General features: G+C 67.3%; 13 protein-coding genes and 1 pseudogene. 3 read left to right on the forward strand and 11 right to left on the reverse strand.

What is annotated here, in order from left to right:
- Nucleotides 1-43 precede the first annotated feature (43 nt).
- The 3 genes and pseudogenes from H7F38_RS02250 to allB all read right to left on the reverse strand — a co-directional run bounded on the left by H7F38_RS02250 (nt 44) and on the right by allB (nt 4,385).
- Nucleotides 44-1,627: pseudogene (locus H7F38_RS02250) on the reverse strand (NCS1 family nucleobase:cation symporter-1).
- 222 nt (nt 1,628-1,849) lie between these two features.
- Entirely contained in the window at nt 1,850-2,944 is a 1,095-nt protein-coding gene (gene alc, locus H7F38_RS02255) for an allantoicase (RefSeq protein ID WP_187092659.1), read from the reverse strand.
- A gap of 55 nt (nt 2,945-2,999) precedes the next feature.
- A complete protein-coding gene (gene allB / locus H7F38_RS02260; protein ID WP_255498211.1) occupies nt 3,000-4,385 on the reverse strand; it encodes an allantoinase AllB in 1,386 nt (461 codons plus the stop codon).
- A 138-nt stretch (nt 4,386-4,523) separates the two neighbouring features.
- Between allB and H7F38_RS02265 the strand changes: the two genes are divergently transcribed.
- The gene (locus tag H7F38_RS02265; protein WP_187092660.1) at nt 4,524-5,033 is read left to right on the forward strand and encodes a phosphoribosyltransferase; all 510 of its coding nucleotides are present in this window, start codon (nt 4,524-4,526) and stop codon (nt 5,031-5,033) included.
- A 90-nt stretch (nt 5,034-5,123) separates the two neighbouring features.
- Here the strand turns inward: H7F38_RS02265 and H7F38_RS02270 are convergent, their stop codons facing one another.
- The 7 genes from H7F38_RS02270 to serS form a co-directional block, all read right to left on the reverse strand.
- On the reverse strand, nt 5,124-7,256 hold the full coding sequence (locus H7F38_RS02270; protein ID WP_222618390.1) for an alpha-galactosidase: 2,133 nt from the start codon (nt 7,254-7,256) through the stop codon (nt 5,124-5,126).
- 71 nt (nt 7,257-7,327) lie between these two features.
- Nucleotides 7,328-8,188, reverse strand: coding sequence for a DeoR/GlpR family DNA-binding transcription regulator (locus H7F38_RS02275; RefSeq protein ID WP_187092662.1), 861 nt, complete (start codon nt 8,186-8,188; stop codon nt 7,328-7,330).
- 106 nt (nt 8,189-8,294) lie between these two features.
- Nucleotides 8,295-10,346: a beta-galactosidase gene (locus H7F38_RS02280; protein ID WP_187094433.1), complete on the reverse strand. Its 2,052-nt coding sequence runs from the start codon at nt 10,344-10,346 to the stop codon at nt 8,295-8,297.
- A gap of 56 nt (nt 10,347-10,402) precedes the next feature.
- Nucleotides 10,403-11,350: a carbohydrate ABC transporter permease gene (locus H7F38_RS02285; RefSeq protein ID WP_187092663.1), complete on the reverse strand. Its 948-nt coding sequence runs from the start codon at nt 11,348-11,350 to the stop codon at nt 10,403-10,405.
- Nucleotides 11,351-11,402: 52 nt separating this feature from the next.
- Nucleotides 11,403-12,341, reverse strand: coding sequence for a carbohydrate ABC transporter permease (locus tag H7F38_RS02290; protein WP_222618392.1), 939 nt, complete (start codon nt 12,339-12,341; stop codon nt 11,403-11,405).
- A 76-nt stretch (nt 12,342-12,417) separates the two neighbouring features.
- On the reverse strand, nt 12,418-13,791 hold the full coding sequence (locus tag H7F38_RS02295; RefSeq protein ID WP_187092664.1) for an ABC transporter substrate-binding protein: 1,374 nt from the start codon (nt 13,789-13,791) through the stop codon (nt 12,418-12,420).
- A 204-nt stretch (nt 13,792-13,995) separates the two neighbouring features.
- Entirely contained in the window at nt 13,996-15,261 is a 1,266-nt protein-coding gene (gene serS, locus H7F38_RS02300) for a serine--tRNA ligase (RefSeq protein WP_187092665.1), read from the reverse strand.
- Between the two features lie 109 nt (nt 15,262-15,370).
- Between serS and H7F38_RS02305 the strand changes: the two genes are divergently transcribed.
- Nucleotides 15,371-15,718, forward strand: coding sequence for a metallopeptidase family protein (locus H7F38_RS02305; protein WP_187092666.1), 348 nt, complete (start codon nt 15,371-15,373; stop codon nt 15,716-15,718).
- 118 nt (nt 15,719-15,836) lie between these two features.
- On the opposite strand, the gene H7F38_RS02310 is transcribed toward H7F38_RS02305, so the two are convergent.
- The gene (locus H7F38_RS02310) at nt 15,837-16,040 is read right to left on the reverse strand and encodes a hypothetical protein (RefSeq protein ID WP_187092667.1); all 204 of its coding nucleotides are present in this window, start codon (nt 16,038-16,040) and stop codon (nt 15,837-15,839) included.
- A gap of 254 nt (nt 16,041-16,294) precedes the next feature.
- Here H7F38_RS02310 and H7F38_RS02315 point away from each other — a divergent pair, with 254 nt between their 5' ends.
- Nucleotides 16,295-17,254 carry a carbohydrate kinase gene (locus H7F38_RS02315; RefSeq protein ID WP_187092668.1) on the forward strand — a complete coding sequence of 320 codons (960 nt, stop codon included), beginning with the start codon at nt 16,295-16,297 and terminating at the stop codon, nt 17,252-17,254.
- Nucleotides 17,255-17,337 lie beyond the last annotated feature (83 nt).

Consider the following 17,337-nt stretch of genomic DNA (forward strand, 5'->3'; position numbering starts at 1 on the left):
CACTTTCGCCCATGCCAGCGAACTTGATCCATGCGAAAGGGGGTCAGACGGCGGCGGGGAGGTCGTCGACGGAAACCGAGTTCTTGTAGACGGCGGTACCGAGGTAGTGCAGGGAGAAGCCGATGCCGGCACAGATGAACCAGGTGTAGGCGGCTACCCCGGAGGAGGCCCCGAACACGATGACGACGCCGACCACGGCGCCGACCAGGGTCGCGGTGATCGCCACCGGGTTGTAGCCCTTGTAGTAGTGGTAGCGGCCCGTCGGGCTGAGCGTGTACAGATCGTCGACGACCACCCGGCGCTTCTTGATCAGGTAGTAGTCGGCGATCAGCACGCCGTAGAGCGGCCCGATGAAACAGCCGAGGATGTCCAGCGTGTAGTGGATGGTGCTCGGGTTGTTGTAGAGATTCCACGGGGTGATCAGCACCGAACCGTCCGCGGCGATCATGCCGCCCATTCGCCAGGAGATGCGCTGCGGGTTGACGTTCGAGAAATCGAACGCAGGTGAGATGAAGTTGGCGACGATGTTGATCCCGACGGTCGCGATCATGAACGTCAGCGCGTCGATCAATACCGCGGTCACCGAATCGAGCTTGGCGACGGTTTCGACCGGGTCCGTGATGAGGGTGCCGAATACATTCCGGGTAGCGGCTGCGGTGACCACGACCAACACCGAGAAGACGATGAAGTTGACCGGGAGACCCAGCAGGTTGCCCCGCTTGATCGCGCTGAAAGACTTGTCGTAGCGGGCGAAGTCGCCATAGTTGAGCATCGGCCCGGAGAAGTAGGAGACGACCAGCGCGATGGACGAGAGGATCACCGGGACGCAGGCCCACCCGGTGAGGGTCAGGCCGCCGTCGGCCAGGTTGAAATTGATGTTGCTCCAGCCGGCCTTGACCACGAGATAGACGGCCAGGGCGAACATCAGCACGTAGACGGCCGGTCCGCAGAAGTCGATGAACTTGCGAATGGATTCCATTCCCCGCCAGAACACGACGGCCTGGGCCACCCACATGATCATGAAGCCGGCCCAGCCCAGGGTCGACAGACCGGCGAACCCGTGCTCGGACTTCAGCGCCCACGGCGCGAGACCGGGCCAGATCTTGAGTGCCAGCAGGACCAGGGCGTTGGACGCCAGATAGGTCTGGATCCCCTACCAGGCAACAGCAATCAGGCCGCGGATGATGGCGGGAACGTTGGCGCCCAGCACGCCGAAGGGAATGCGGGAGGCCACCGGGTACGGCGTACCCGTCGCGTGGCTCGGTTTCGCGACCAGGTTGCAGAGGAAGTAGACGATGACGATGCCGACCAGCAGTGCGATCAGCACCTGCCAGGCCGCGAGGCCGAGGGCGAACAGGCTGCCGGCCGTCACGTACCCGCCCACACTGTGGACGTCGGACATCCAGAACGCGAAAAAGGCGTAGGAGCCCCAGGTCTGCTTCTTCAGGGGAGCGAGGTCCTCGTTGGTCAGCCGCGGGTCGTACCCCGGCTTGACCAGACCACCGAGCTCGCTGCTCTCGGCGTGGCCGTGGGTCGGGTGCCCGCTACCGGCCGGAGACCCCTGGGCGGGGATCACCGACGGCGGAGCTTCGACTGATGTGCCTGAGCGGGTGGACATGTCGGTCATCAGGACTCCATTTCTCTTTCGCCACGCGGACGCACGATCTGGACGCGCTCGCGTGGAGGTGGACGTCAAGGACGGGAGGCACAACCGGGGGCACCTGCGGGTGAAAGGGCGATCCACGCATCTGCCGACAGCGGAAACGTTAGCCACGCCGTGTTGCGCACCGATGACGCAATGGATATATCTCTCGGAGAATGGCCACCGTCGGAACAGCAGCCCGCACTGCTACCAGGCGAAGCCGACCAGTTGCGCTGCGGTCAGCTCACGCACCGGCACCCGTTCGATTCCCATTCCCGCCAATATCCGGCCGTAGGCGGCCGAGGGCAGCAATCGCAACCAGTTCGCGATCGCCTCGGCCAGAGATTCCTCGGCGAGTTCACCCATCAGGTGCAACCGGGAGAATCCCCCGTCGGGGAAGACGTCGACCCGGACGGCGCTCCACCGTTTCCCCGGAGCACCGGCGCTGTCGAGCCGGAACCGGTTGTGGGCGTCCGGCGAAATGGTCGATTCCGGAAGGATGATCTCCCACGGAGCCTCGTCGTCCGTGCGGCCGGACAGTTGTACGCGCCCGGGTGCGTTGCCCAGGAAGCATCCGGTGTCGATGTCCACGTACGACAACCGCGACGGGCCGGCCAGGGTCACCACCAGGTAGTCGTTGCCGGTGGTCCGGCGGCGGGCGGTTTCCCAACCCTCGGACATCGATCGCGCCACACCGGGATAGAGCACCTGTCGCGCATCGGAGTAGAACATGTCAGAGCACTCGGCGATGTCGCCGCCGTTGTGCAGGGCCGCAAGGTCGATCCGGCTGCCGAGCACCCGCGGGTCCGGGACGGCGGTGCCGTGCACCCGGAGCCGGGCCACCCCGCCGTCGGGATAGATGTTCAGGCGCACGTGCGAGAAGGCCCAGTGGTTGTGCACCCGGTAGGTGTTGGCGGTGTTGCCGCGGGCCGCCGAGTGCGGCACCACGGTGACCCACTCGGCGGCCGCCAGCTCCGCGTCGGAGGGACTCCCGTCCAGCCAGGTCGCCTCGACCGAGATCTCCGGCGGATAGTTGCCGGTGAACCAGGCGGTGTCGACCACGATCTCGTGCAGCACACCGGGCACGCCGAGCGCGACCACGGCCCAGTCGTATCCGGGCGTGCGCCGACGGCGCGTCTCCCAACCGTCGTAGATCTTGCCGTGCGGACCGAACTCCAGCTTGTCGTGCCCGGGCGCCCAGGACTGGATCAGGGACTCGCGGGGGGCGAAGAACTCGTCGCTGACGACTCGCACCGAGCCGCCCAGTGCGCGGGAGGCCAGGTCGAGGTCGGTGCGTTTCATCGTCGAACTCCGGAGCATCGTCGGTGGAAGCCAGGACCGCTGGGGGCCGGCCGGATCAGAGCGTCCGTCCGTTCAACAACTGCCCGGCGACCATATCGTCCTCCAGCCGGGTGCCCCGCAGCCAGACCGATCGGACCACCCCGCGCAGTTCACTGCCGAGGTAGGGCGTCACCGGGTGCTTGTGCTTGATCGAGGCGGCGGTGACGGTGAACGTCTCACCGTCGGCGAGGGCGACCAGGTCGGCGTCGGCGCCCACCTCGATCCGGCCCTTGTGGGACAGTCCGGCCAGGTCGGCGGGCCCGGTGGACATCCACGACAGAACGTCGGCCAGGGGTACGTCCCGCCGCAGGGCCTCGGCGAGCACCGCTGCGAAACCGAACTGGAGCGAGGCGATGCCGCCCCAGGCCAGACCCAGGTCACCCACCTCCAGGAGCTTGAGCTCCGGAGTCGACGGTGAATGGTCGGTGACGACGATGTCGATGGTGCCGTCGGCCAGCGCCGCCCAGAGCGCGTCCTGGTCGGCAGCACCTCGGATCGGCGGGCAGCACTTGTACTGGGGCGAGCCGTCCGGGATCGTCTCGGCCGCGAGAGTCAGGTAGTGCGGACAGGTCTCGGCGGTGATCGGGACACCGGCCGACTTGGCCTCGCGTACCAGTCGGGTACCGGCCGCCGACGACACGTGCACGATGTGAGCGCGGCATCCGGTGGCGGCCGAGGCCTGGACGACGGTCCTGATCGCGGCCGCCTCGGCCGTGTCCGGACGCGAGTCGACGAAGGCCGCGTAACTCCGGCCCTGGGGTGTCGGCGACACGTGCAGCACCGCGGGATCCTCGGCGTGCACCAACATCAGCCCGCCGAGCCCGGCGACGACCTCCATCGCACGGTGCAGTTCCGGCGTGGACAGCGGTGGGAACTCCGGCACACCGGAGTCCTGCAGGAAGCACTTGACGCCGAAGACGCCGGCCGCGAACAGGTCGGGCAGGTCATCGATGTTGGTCGGCACCGCCCCGCCCCAGAAACCCACGTCGACGTGGCAGCGGCCGCGGGCGACCTTCTTCTTCGCCGCCAGCGCCGCCGCGGTCAGCGTCGGGGGCAGCGAGTTGAGCGGCATGTCGATGATCGTCGTGACACCGGCGGCAGCGGCCGCGGTCGTGGCGGAGGAGAAGCCCTCCCATTCGGTCCGGCCCGGTTCGTTGACGTGCACGTGGGTGTCCACCAGGCCCGGGATCAACACCACGTCGGCAGACAGTGTCACCACCTTGGGGGCCAGCGGCACCACCTCGAAGGGCTCGATCGCCACGATGGTCCCGTGCTGGATCGAGAGGGCGGCGGACCTCTCCGCGCCGTCGATCATCACCCTGGGGGCGCGGATGGCGAGGTCCAGGATCTGACGATTGGTCACCCGGCCGACACCGGCCAGCTCGGTGGACAGTGCAATCACCCCTGGCTTCCGACGTGGTGGGCCCCGGCTGGGCCGCAGGAGAGCACCGTATCGGTGAAAGGGGTGTCGTCCCGGGTCGAGGGGGTGACGGGCTTGTTACGTGTCGTGCCCGCGTGTTCCGGCCGGTAGGTTCTGCGCATGTCCTCCCCGATCCCCACCCCCGCCCGCGAAGTCCTGACCTGGGAGCGATTCGGTGTGGCCTCCCGCCAACTCGCCCAGCAGATCGCCGAGAGCGGCTTCCGCGCCGAGATCGTCATCGCGATCGCCCGCGGCGGGTTGTTGCCGGCCGGCGCACTGGCGTACGCCCTCGGCACGAAGGCGGCCGGCACGCTGAACGTCGAGTTCTACTCCGACATCGAGGAAACGCTGCCGGACCCGGTGGTGCTGGAGCCCATGCTGGACACCGCGGCCATCAACGGCAAGCGCCTGCTCGTGGTCGACGACGTCGCCGACTCCGGCCGGACGCTGGCCCTGGTGATGGACCTGATGAAGCAACACGGGGCGGACGCCAGGTCCGCGGTGCTCTACACCAAGCCCCGGACGATCCTGGTGCCCGATTATTCCTGGCGCGAGACGGAACTGTGGATCACCTTCCCCTGGTCGGCCCAGCCGCCCGTCGAGGGTGCGGTCGGTACAGCCCTGGTGTAGCCGGCGTGGCATCGCCAGGAGAGGGCGAGGCCGGAGCCGTGTGAGCGCTCCCCAGGCCCGCGTCGACCCGAGCGCGTGTCGCGCGCCGCCCTATAACCCAGTGACCTCCAGCAACAGCGCCTGCTCGGGGCGCAGCACCGGCATCGGCAGCCCGACGGTGGACAGCATCCGCCCGGTCAGCGTCACCTCGCCCGCCGCCAGCCACGGCGGCGGCACCCGTTGGACCAGCGCGGACGGCCCCACCGGCATCAGAGGGACCACCCGGTAGGTACGGTCCGGATCGAGCCCGACAAGCATTGCCGGGGCGGGGATCTCGGGCAGGCTCATGGTCAGTTGGGTGTAGCAGAAGACAGCGGCCGAGCGATCGAGGGCGACGACACCGTGCACCGTGGCCGCCGGGTCCGGATGATCGGCATTGACCACCGACCCGGTGTGCAGCAGCGAACGCAACCTCTTGTGGTCCACGATCAGCTGCCGCAGCGATTCCTGGTCGCTCTCCCCCGCCGCCGCGATGTCCCACTCGATGCCGAAGTGGCCGAAGAACGCGGTCGCCCCGCGGAAGGCGAGATCCTGCGTGCGGCCGGTGGTGTGTGCCTTCGGCGGGCCGACGTGGGTGCCGAGCAGTTCCGGCGGGATCAGCAGTTCGGTCCAACGCTGGATGTGCTGACGCTCGAGGGCATCGTTGCAGTCGCTCGTCCAGAACCGATCCGTGTGCTGCAGGACGCCCAGATCGACCCGGGCGCCGCCGCTGGAACAGCTTTCGATCTCCAGATCCGGATTCGACTTCTTCAGCCGGTCCATCAGGGCGTAGACCGCGCCCGTCTGGGCATGCACGCCGGCCCGGCCGTCGTGCACCGCGTCGACGAGATCACGGTTGTGGTCCCACTTGATGAAACTGATTCCGTACTGCTTGACCATGGCGTCGATCTGGCCGAAGAGGTATTCCGCCGCCTCCGGACGCGCGACATCGAGCACCTGCTGGTGCCGGGCCCGGGGCGGCAGCCGGTCGGCCGGCCCGAGAACCCAGTCCGGGTGCGCCCGGAACAGGTCGGAGTCCTCGTTGATCATCTCGGGCTCGAACCACAGCCCGAACTGCATGCCCAGCGCGGTCACGTGATCGACCAGCGGGCCGAGGCCGTCCGGCCACATGTCCGTCGAGACGACCCAGTCCCCCAGCGAGGTGGTGTCGTCGCGACGACCGCCGAACCAGCCGTCGTCGAGCACGAACCGCTCCACCCCGACCTTCGCCGCGCAGTCGGCCAGGCCCTTCAGCCGATCAAGGTCATGGTCGAAATACACTGCCTCCCAGGTGTTCAGCACGACCGGCCGAGCCGATGACGGATGCTGCGGCCGATCCCGGACGAGTCGGTGGAATCGACCGGTGACGCCGTCCAGACCGGAATCGGAGTAGGCCGCGAAGACATCCGGGGTGCGGTAGCGGGCGCCCGGCGCCAACTCGATCTCCCCGGGCGCGAGCAATTCGGCCGCCCCGATCACCCGCGTGCTGTCCGGCTGCATCTCCGTCCAGCTGACCTGATCCCCGCTCCAGGCCAGGTGAACCCCCCAGACCTGCCCGTGCCGATTGCCGAAGCCGGCAGTACCGGCCGCCGTCACGAAGGAGGCGTCGGCCGAGGTGCGCCCGCGACGGTTCTCCCGGACCCAGGCCCCCTGGGCGAGCATCCGTCGTTGCGGCATCCGCTCGGCGCACCAGCGCCCGGTGAAGTCCATACCCTCCGCCGCTACCGCCGGCAGCGGGAGCACCACGGCGAGTTCACCGAGCTGGTAGGGGGTTTCGCCGGTGTTCGTCACTTCGTGCGCGATCCGCAGGACCCCGGACGGGGTCAGTTCGAGCTCCGAGCGGACGTCGAGACGGGCGCCGGGGTCCTGCGCCAGGAGGACGGCCGTCGCGGCGTCGTCGTCCACCTCCACACCGGTGAGCTGCAGCAGCGGCGCGAAGGCGGCGCCACCGCGGTGACCGCTCAGTCCGGGACGTCCGCGGTAGCCCAGCGCGCGCTCGGGAAGCAGACCCCGACTCAGGATCGCATCGGCGCCGGCGTGCGGCACCGCCGGGATCATGCTGTGCACCAGTAGTTCCAACTCGTCGGGACCCGGGGTACCGAGATCGGTTCCCCAGTGCAGGAGCACCGGCTGACCCGGACCGCGGGCGTCGAGAAGGACGCTGACCCCTGCGCGGCGAAGATGGATGATTCCGTTCGTGGACAACGCTCTACCTCCGTGAAGATGCATTGGAAAACGGCTGGTGGGACGGCGGTTGTGGGATCAGGGTCGACCGCTCAGTGGCGGACCGGCTCCCGCCGACGGGCGTGCGAGGACCGGGCCGGTGGAACCCCGGTCTGCGGGTCGGCACCGGCGGCGGCATTGGCCTCGACTTCCACCACGATCAGTTCACCGACCTGCTCGGCGAGGATCTCGCGTGCCTCGTCCTCGATGCCGTCGTCGGTGATCAGCACATCGGCGACCGACAGCCGGCCAAAATCGGCGAGTCCGGCGGTACCCCACTTCGTCGAGTCGGCCAGGACGACCACCTGACGCGCACTGGCGATCAAGGCCATGTTGGTCTGTGCCTCGGCGAGATTCGGTGTGGTGAAACCGGATCGGGAGTCCATCCCGTGCACGCCGAGGAACAACCGGTCGACGTGCAGCGAGCTGATGGACCGGTCGGCGATGGGTCCGACCAGAGCGGCACTCGGCGTCCTCGTTCCCCCGGTCAGGATCACGTTGAGGTCACCGGGGCCGGCGGCCAGCACATCGGCGACCGTCGTCGAGTTGGTGACGACGGCCAGGGGCTGCGGAGCGGTCGCGATGTGCCGGGCGAGCATCCACGTCGTGGTGCCGGCGGACAGGGCGATGGCCGAGTTCGGTTCGATCAGCTGTGCGGCCCGCGCCGCGATGGCCCGCTTGGCCGGTTGCTGCAGAACGCTTTTCGCTTCGAATCCGGGCTCCTCGGTGCTGCTGGGCGTCAGCACGGCCCCCCCGTGGACCTTGCGGAGCCAGCCGTGTGCCTCCAGGTGCTCCAGGTCTCGTCGCACCGTCATGTCCGACACCCCGAGCAGCTCGGTCAGCTCGCTGACCCGCACACCGCCGACACGTTCCACTTCCGTCAAAATCAGTTCGCGCCGTTGACTGACCAACATGGCAAACCCTCCCTCCCGTGGCACACCCACGTTGGGTGCCCGGTTGTGATCAAGATCCTCCCGGCGCCGCCGCAGTTCGCTGCGGCGGCGCCGGTACCCGGATGAATCAGGCCGGCAGCGGCCGCGCGATCACGGCCACACCACCTGCGGCCACACTGCTGCCGCCCGACCAAGGCCGACCAGTGAGCAGGTCGGTACCGGTGAGATCGAGCGGAACATCCTGCGCGCCATGGTTGATGGCGAAGGTGTAGGTGGCGGAGTCGCTCTGCCGCACGATCACATCGAGGTCCGGGCGCTGCCCTGCGGGTCGCGGGGCCGCCTCGATCCCGGCCGCGCTGCAGACGTTCGTCAGCAGACCCGTCATGGCTGCGGTGTCCAACTCGGTCCCGACGTACCACGCCGTTCCCGTTCCGGGTAGCGCCCGCCGGGTCACCACCGGGCCTCCGGGGAAGGGTCCATCGTCGAAAACCGCCACCACTTCGGCATCCTCGATGTTCACCAGTTCGGTCCAGATGGTTCCGACGGAGTCACCAGTCATCGCTGCGTCATCGCTCTTGGACGTGACTCGCACCTGCTCGCCCTGGAGCAGCGGTGAGAATTCCTCGCTGCGGATGCCCAGCAGTTCGGCGAACGCGCCCGGGTAGCCGCCGAGCCGGATGTGATCGTCCTGATCGACGATGCCGGAGAAATATCCGATGACCACCGACCCACCGCGCGCCGCCACCGCGGAGATGTTCGCCGCGGCCTCATCGGTGCACAGGTAGAGGGAGGGCACCAGCACCACGTCGTAGCCGGCGAGATCTCTGCCCGGATGGACGAAATCGCAGACGATGCCCTGTTCCCAGAGCACGCGGTGCCACCGCCGGACCTGACCCATCATTCCGACGTCGATGCTCGGGTGGGAGTCGAGTTCCACTCCCCACCAGGCGTTCCAGTCGAAGGCGATGGCGATCCTGGTGGCGACCCGACTACCCACGACGTCGGCCAGCGCACCCAGATGTGCCCCCAGGGCGCACACCTCGCGCCACCGGGCGGTGTCGGTTCCGGCATGGGGGAGCATCGCGGAGTGGAACTTCTCCGCACCGGCCTTGGAGGCGCGCCACTGGAAGAAGAGGTCGCCGTCGGCGCCGCGCGCCAGGTGCGTCAGGCTGTCGCGGATCATCTGGCCGGGTGGTTTGGCCGGGTTGCGGGGCTGCCAGTTGACCGCCGACGTCGAGTGCTCCATCAGCAGCCAGGGCGCGCCGTCGGACAGCGAGCGGATCAGATCCGCCGACATGGCCAGGTCGTGGGTGGCGCCGCCCGCCCCCAGCCCCTCGGCCAACCGGTAGTGGTCGTTGCTGATGAGATCCTGCTCCTGCGACCAGGTCCAGTAGTCCAGCGGCTTGAAGAACTGCATGAAATTGGTCGTCACCGGCTGGGCCGCACGACCGCGGATGACAGCCGCCTCCGCCCGGAAGCAGTCGAGCAGTTCGTCGGAGGAGAACCGCGCGAAATCCAACTGCTGGGTCGGGTTGGCGAAGGTGTGGTAGGACGGCGTGCGCGGCGGGAGGATCTCGGCCCAGTCGTAGTAGTGCTGGCTCCAGAACGAGGTGCCCCAGGCTTCGTTGAGCGCGTCGAGGTCGCTGTAGCGCGCCTGCAACCACCGGCGGAACGCCTCCGCGGAGGCGTCGCAGTAACAACTCCAGTTATGGCAACCGTATTCGTTGTGGACGTGCCACATGGCGACCGCGGGGTGGTCGGCATAACGATCGGCGATCAGCGCGGTGAGCGCGCTGGAGGCCGCACGATATTCGGCCGAGGACGGGCAGAACGACTGGCGGCCACCGTAACTGCGGCGGATGCCGTTGACGTCGACGAGCATCGAGTCCGGGTAGCGACGGGAGAACCAGGGCGGTGGCGTCGCGGAGGCGTTGGCCAGGTCGACAGCGATGCCGTTGGCGTGCAGGAGATCGATGATCCGGTCGAGCCAACCGAATTCGTAGAGACCTTCCTTCGGCTCCAGCAGGGCCCACGAGAAGATGCCCACGGACACCAGGTTGACGCCGGCCTCCCGCATCAGCTGGACGTCCTGCGGCCAATAGCTCTCCGGCCACTGCTCCGGGTTGTAGTCCGCCCCGTAGGCCAACCGGCCGCCGAGCCGGTCCGTCAGCCGCTTCATCGAGGTCGCGAAGTGCTGGGTCCTGGCCGGAAGGAAGTCGGTGTCGCTGTCCTGGGTCATCCTTTGTTGGCTCCCAGGGTCAGACCGGCGACGAACTGCCTCTGCAGCACCAGGTAGACGATCAGGACCGGGACGGCGGAGAGCAGGGCACCGGCCGCCAACTCGGTGTAATTGGTGGCGAACTGACCGTTGAGGTTGTTCAGACCGGAGGTGATCGGGAGCCGATCACCCTTCTGGATCAACAACAATGCCCAGAAGAAGTCGTTGTAGATGAAGATGACCTCGAGCGTGGCCAGTGCCGCGAGCGCGGGCCTGCACAGCGGCAGGATGATCTTCCAGTACTGCTTCCAGACGCTCGCACCGTCGACCTGGGCCGCCTCCGTCAGCTCGATCGGCAGGGCCTTCATGTAGTTGCTCATGACGAACGTGCAGAAACCCAGCTGGAACGCGACGTTGACCGCGATGACGATGTAGTACGTGTTGATGAACGAGCCGGAGTCCGAGATCGAGGCGGGCAGCGGGGTGTGCTTGGCGATCTGGAACAGCGGGGTGGCCAGGACCTGCTGCGGCAGTAGGTTTCCGGCCGTGAACAGGATCAGCAGGGGTACGTTCCAGCGCCACGAGACCCGCGACAACTTGAAGGCCGCGAACGACGCGAGGATCAGCGTCAGCGCCACCGCGGGCACCGTGATGATCAACGAGTTCGTGAAGAAGAGCGGGAGATCCGCGTCCTTCCAGGCGTTGACGTAGTTGTCGAAGCTGTAGCGGCCGCCGACCGAGAAGAACGAGTGGTCGTTGAAGTAGGCCAGCGGACGGAGCGAGGTGTAGAACGTCCACACCAGCGGGATCATCCAGAGTGCGGCCGCGATGATCAGGAAGATCAGGATCGCGATCCGGCCACCTTTGCTGCCTCGCGTCAGCGGTGAGCCGCGCAGCACCTTCTTCTTCTCGGCCCTGGTGCGCGCGACCGGCTCGGAGGCGGGGCTCTGCAGGGTCGAGGTCATGCCTGGCCGTCCTCGCTCGTGACGGATCGGTGGTCGGCTGTTGCTGACGCGATCATCGCTTCTCCTCTTTGAACGCCTGGGTCAGGTAGCTGATGATCGGGACGAGCGCGATGACCAGCAGGATGACGGCCAGGGCGGAGGCGTAGCCGACGCGGGCGGCCGCCCCGCTGTTGGTGTAGATCATCGTCGCCAGCAACTGCAGGCCGTTCGTGCCCTTGTTGATGATGAAGACGATGTCGAACGCACGGAGCGCCTCGATCACGGTGATCACCACGATCACGATGTTGATCGGCTTCATGGCCGGGAAGACGACCCGGAAGAAGGTCTGCCGGGAGGTGGCGCCGTCGATCGCAGCGGCTTCCCGCAACGACGGGTCGACACCCTTCAGACCGGCCAGGTAGAGCACCATGATGTACCCGATGTGCTTCCAGCTGGCCGCGATCAGAGCGGCCCAGAGATTGATGTTCGGGTTGCCGAACCAATCGACGTGGGTGCCGAAGACACCATTGATCAAGCCCTGGTCCGGGGAGAAGATCAACTGCCAGATCACTCCCACCAGTGCCAGGGAGAACATCACCGGCAGGAAGAAGATGCTCTGCATGATCTTGCTGCCGGGCAGTTCCCGGTCCAGGAGGACGGCCAGGAACATGCCGGCCGGGCTGGCGATGAAGGCCAGGAAGGCCAGCCAGATCAGGTTGTGACGCACCGCCGGCCAGAAGTTCGGATCGACGTTGAAGACGTCCTGGTAATTGACGGTCCCGATCCATTGGATCTTCGAGAACGCGCCGACGCCGTTCCATCGCCCGAACGACAGGATGATGGAGGCAATGGCGGGGAACCAGACGAGAATTGCTTCGATCAGGGTCGGGATGCCGATCATCAGAGCGATGACGACCCGGTCCCGGCCGGTCAGCCGGTGCACCCGACGGTTCTTGTCCAATGGCTTCTCGACCGGGACCGCAGTCACCGGCGTCTGCTGCGTTGCAGTCACAAGGGGAACTCTTTCTACCCTGGGGCAATCCGAACGGGTCGACCTCGGGAGGCCGACCCGGCCGGATCACCCGAGATCAGGAGGTGAAGATCGTCTTCGCCTGGGCTTCGAGGCTCTTCGTGACCGAGTCGGAATCGCCGTCCTTCAGGAACTGCTGCAACGCCGGGATGACGACGGGGCTGGCGAAATCGGGCCGGCTGTCGCGATCCAGGAACTGCGAGATGGACTTGGCGGAACTGATCAGCGCCACCGCCTTTTTCTGCAGGGCCGTGTATTTCGCGGTACTGGCGGTCTTGTTGGCCGCCACGTTCGAGGGGTCGGCTCCGAGGTACAGGAGCTGGGCCTCCGGTGAGGCCAGGTAGGTCAGCAGCGCCTTGGACTGCGGGCCCTGACCCTTGCTGCTCAGCAGGAATCCGTCGATGGGTGCCTCGACGGCGTCCATGCCGACGTTGGTGTCGACCTCCGGGAACGGGAAGAAGTCGATGTCCGTGTCTCCGACCGGGAACTGCTGGCCGACGAACATGCCCAGCAGGTACATGCCCGCCTGCTTCTTGACCAGCGTCTGGGCGGCTTCCTGCCAGGTCCGGCCGAGTGCACCGGTCTGCAGGTACGGGAACAGGCCCTTCCACGTGTCGAAGACCGTCTTGACCTTCGGGTTGGTCCAGGACTCCTTGTGGGTAGCGACCAGGTCCATGTGGAACTGGTAGCCGTTGATCCGCTGATTGAGGTAGTCGAACGTACCCATCGCCGGCCAGCCGTCCTTGTCGGCGAATGCGATCGGCGTCAGGCCGTCCTTGGCCATCTTGGCGGCCAGCGTCTTCAGCTCGTCCAGGGTCTTGGGGACGGTGTAGCCCTTGGCCTTGAACACGCTCGGCCGGTAGAAGAACGCCCAGGGGTAGTTGTAGAACGGGATGAAGTACTTCTTGCCGTCGGCAGCCGTCGAGGCCGACTTGAAGCCGTCGGCGTACTGGCTCTCGATGCCCGACCAGACGTCGTCGATCGGGGTCAGCAGACCCTGGGCGGCGAAGAACTGCATCCTGTTGCCCGCGAACCAGGTGAACACCTGGTCCGGGCTGCCCTGCAGGTAGTTGTTGATGTTCTCCTGGAAGGAGTTGTGGTCGACGGTGTTGACCTTCGTGTCGACGCCGTCAGCCTTCTTGAACGCGTTGAAAACGGCCTGGTAGGCCGCCTTCGGCGTGGCGTCGGAGGCGTTCGAGCCGAACGTGACGGTCCCGCCGACCTGCGTTGCCGCCGAGGTCGAAGAACCCGAGCCGGCCACTGCGGAGCTGGCTGCCGACGACGCTGCGGAGGAGGCCGACGAACTGCCGGCCGCACTCGAGGTCGATGCGGCCGCACTGCTGGACGCGGCGGCCGTCGAGGTTCCCGTGCACGCCGAGAGGATCGGGAGTGCGGCTGCGCTGGCCACGCCGGCTCCCAGTATTCGCAACATGTTTCGACGATTCATGCTGCTGTTCCGCAACACTGGTTCAAAATCTGAATTGGTCACCATTGGCCTCCAGATCTACACGGGTCGACTCTCGACCCCGAGAAGTGAACAAAACCTGTCACCCCTGGGTGGTGAAGTCAACATCACGCCGCGTTACGGCTTGATAACAATCACATGTCGGGGCAGATCGGACGCGGTGCGGACGTCTCAGAGGGCCGGTTCGAGCACCTCCAGTCCCCCGAGGCCGGGACGGAGCGCCTCCGGCACGCGGACGCTGCCGTCGGCCTGCTGATGGTTCTCCAGGATGGCGACGAGCCATCGGGTCGTCGCCAGGGTGCCGTTGAGGGTCGCAGCGATCTGCGGCCGGCCGTCCTCGTCGCGGTAGCGGACGCTCAGCCGGCGGGCCTGGAAGGTGGTGCAGTTGGAGGTCGACGTCAGCTCGCGGTAGGTCTGCTGGGTCGGCACCCAGGCCTCGCAGTCGAACTTGCGGGCCGCCGAGGTACCCAGGTCACCGGCCGCCACATCGATGATGCGGTAGGGGACCTCGATGGCGTCGAGCATCTCGCGCTCGTAGCCGAGCAAACGCTGGTGCTCGTCCGCCGCGTCCTGGGGCCGGCAGTACGAGAACATCTCGATCTTCTCGAACTGGTGCACGCGGATGATCCCGCGGGTGTCCTTGCCGTAGGAGCCGGCCTCCCGCCGGAAGCAGGTGGACCAACCCGCATAGCGGATCGGTCCGTCGGTCAGGTCGAGGATCTCGTCGGCGTGGTAGGCGGCGAGCGGCACCTCCGAGGTGCCCACCAGGAACAGGTCGTCGTTGGCCAACCGGTAGACCTCGTCGTTGTGCTCGCCGAGGAAGCCGGTGCCGTCCATGGACTCCGGCTTGACCAGCACCGGCGGGATCATCGGGACGAACCCGTTGGCGATGGCCTTGGACATCGCCAGGTTCAGCATCGCCCACTGCAATCGGGCCCCGACCCCGCGCAGGAAGTAGAAGCGCGCGCCGGACACCTTGGCTCCGCGCTCGGTGTCGATCGCCTTCAGGCCCTCGCCGATCTCGAGGTGGTCCTTCGGCGTGAAGTCCAGGACCGGCGGCGTGCCGACGTGTTCCAGGACGACGAAGTCCTGCTCGCCACCGGACGGTGCACCCTCCTGTACGACGTTGGGCATCGCCTTGTGCGCGGCCACCAAGGCGTCGTTGGCCGTGTTCGCGGCGGCCTCGGCGGCACGTACCTGGGCGGCCAGGTCCTTGCCGCGCTCCAGCAGAGCGGGGCGCTCCTCCTTCGAGGCCTGGCCCACTGTGCGCCCGAAGGCCTTCTGCTCCGCACGCATGGAGTCGGCAGCGGCGACGGCTGCCCTGCGCTCCAGATCCGTCGAGAGCACGCGATCGACCGCCGCCGGATCGGCGCCCCTGGCGATCTGGGAGGCACGGGCGACATCAGGGTTTTCGCGGAGAGCGCGCAGGTCGATCACGGTCCTGAGCCTAACGGGGAGACGTGGCCAGGGCCGAACGGGCCGGACCTGGTCGCTCCGAACGCACCGGGCCCATGCATCGCCCATCTTCGGCCTGCATCATAGGGGGATGGCGGTGACGATGTCGGATCAAGCCTTCGAGGAATTGGTCTCGGAGGCTCTCGACCTGATCCCGCGCCGGTTCGCCCGGGCGATGGACAACGTCGTCGTGCTGGTCGAGGCCCGTCATCCGACGCAATCGCTCTACGGGCTCTACCACGGAGTGGCGCTGACCTCGCGGACGTCGAACTATTCATGGTCCCTGCCGGACACCATCACCATCTACCGCGAGCCGATCCTGGCGTCCGCCGACGACGACGAGGGCGCCCGGCAGCAGGTCGCGACGACCGTCATCCACGAGGTCGCCCACCACTTCGGGATCGATGACGACCGACTGGACGAACTCGGCTGGGGATGAGGTTCGCCGCGCTCGGCACCACGCCGGCCGGAGGGATCACCCGGGCTCGCAGCGTCGCACGTGGGCACTTCGGATGAGGCCGACAACGGGGCGGTGGCCACGCGGGCCGTCGCCCACATCATTTGGTGCCCATCATCTTCAGGACGACGTAGGCGCCGATGATCAGCGCCAGCAGTCCGATGACGACCGGCCACGGCACGTTGCTGTAGTTGCCGCCCGAGTGGGTGTGATGATGGATGCGGAAGGCGCTCGCGAGGTGACCGTCGCGCATCAGGTTCGACGCCGTGTTGACCGTGTTGACCGTGCCGAACGTGCTGCTCATCGCAAACTCCCCGAAGTCTGTACGCCTGCTGTGCGGCGTCCACCGTTGTCCGGCGTCTGACGGGGCCTGGTGTGATCCGGTTCCCTCCGGCGCGGTGCCATGATCTGCGGTCGAGGGCCGCAACCAGCGACACCGATCGGACGGGCTGATCGCCACCCACTACGCTGCCTGGTCAGCAGTCCCAGCCGTTACCGCCCGCCCGGCCACCCACGCATCTGTCAGCCCACCGCCCTGTCGACCCACCCTGGAGCGTCATGCCCACCATTGCCGTTGTCGGAGAGGTTGTCGCCGATGCCGTCCTTCCCCCGGACGGGATCGTGGACGGTGCAGCGCATCTGACCGTTCATCCGGGCGGAGGTCCGGCCAACTTCGCCGTCGCGGTGTCACGACTGGGCACGACCGCGAGGTTCGCCGGCCGGCTCTCCACCGGCGCTCTCGGAGACCTCTGCCGGGCCAAGCTGGAGGGCTCGAATGTCGACCTGTCCGCGTCCGAGGCGGCCACCGAGCCGGCTACGCTGGCGATCGCCCGGATCGACGACTCCGGTGCAGCGGCCTACGAGTTCTACACCGAGGGAACCGCGGACTGGGCCTGGACCGACGAGTCCCTCGCCCCCCTCGTCGACGGCCCCTTCCCGAACGACGACCGCCCCGTCGCCATCCACACCGGGACGCTTGCCCTGGCTCTACAACCCTCCGGCCTGGTCATCGAGAACCTGTTGACCAGGGCGAGATCTCGACTCACGACATCGATCGACCCGAACCTGCGGACCATGCTGGTCCCGATCGAGACCTATCGCGCCGTCATCGATCGGTGGGCCGGGCTGTCGGACATCATCCGGCTGTCGGAGGACGATCTCGAACAGCTCTGGCCGCACCGGTCACCCGAGCAGGCCGCCGCCCACCTGCACGCTTTGGGGGTGCCGTTGGTCGTCGTCAGCCTGGGAGCCGGCGGCGCCTTCGCCTCCCTGCGCGGGGAGCAGGTGCGGGTACCGATCGCGCCGACCGATCTGGTCGACACGGTCGGCGCCGGCGACTCGTTCCACGGCGGCATGATGCACCACCTCGCGGTCGCCGGGGAACTCGGTGGACGGCTCGACCACCTCGACCTCGCCGCCCTGACCGCGGCACTGCAGTTCGCTTCGAGGGTCTCGGCGATCAACTGCTCCCGGGCCGGGGCGAACCCCCCGTGGGCGCGTGAACTCGGCGGAGGATGAGCGACCGGCGCCCCGCTGGACCGGCCCGCGCTCACGAACATCGCGGTATTGGGACTCGTGGGGCAGGAATCGACCCGATCGTG

Source organism: Nakamurella sp. PAMC28650, from assembly GCF_014303395.1.
GTDB lineage: Bacteria > Actinomycetota > Actinomycetes > Mycobacteriales > Nakamurellaceae > Nakamurella.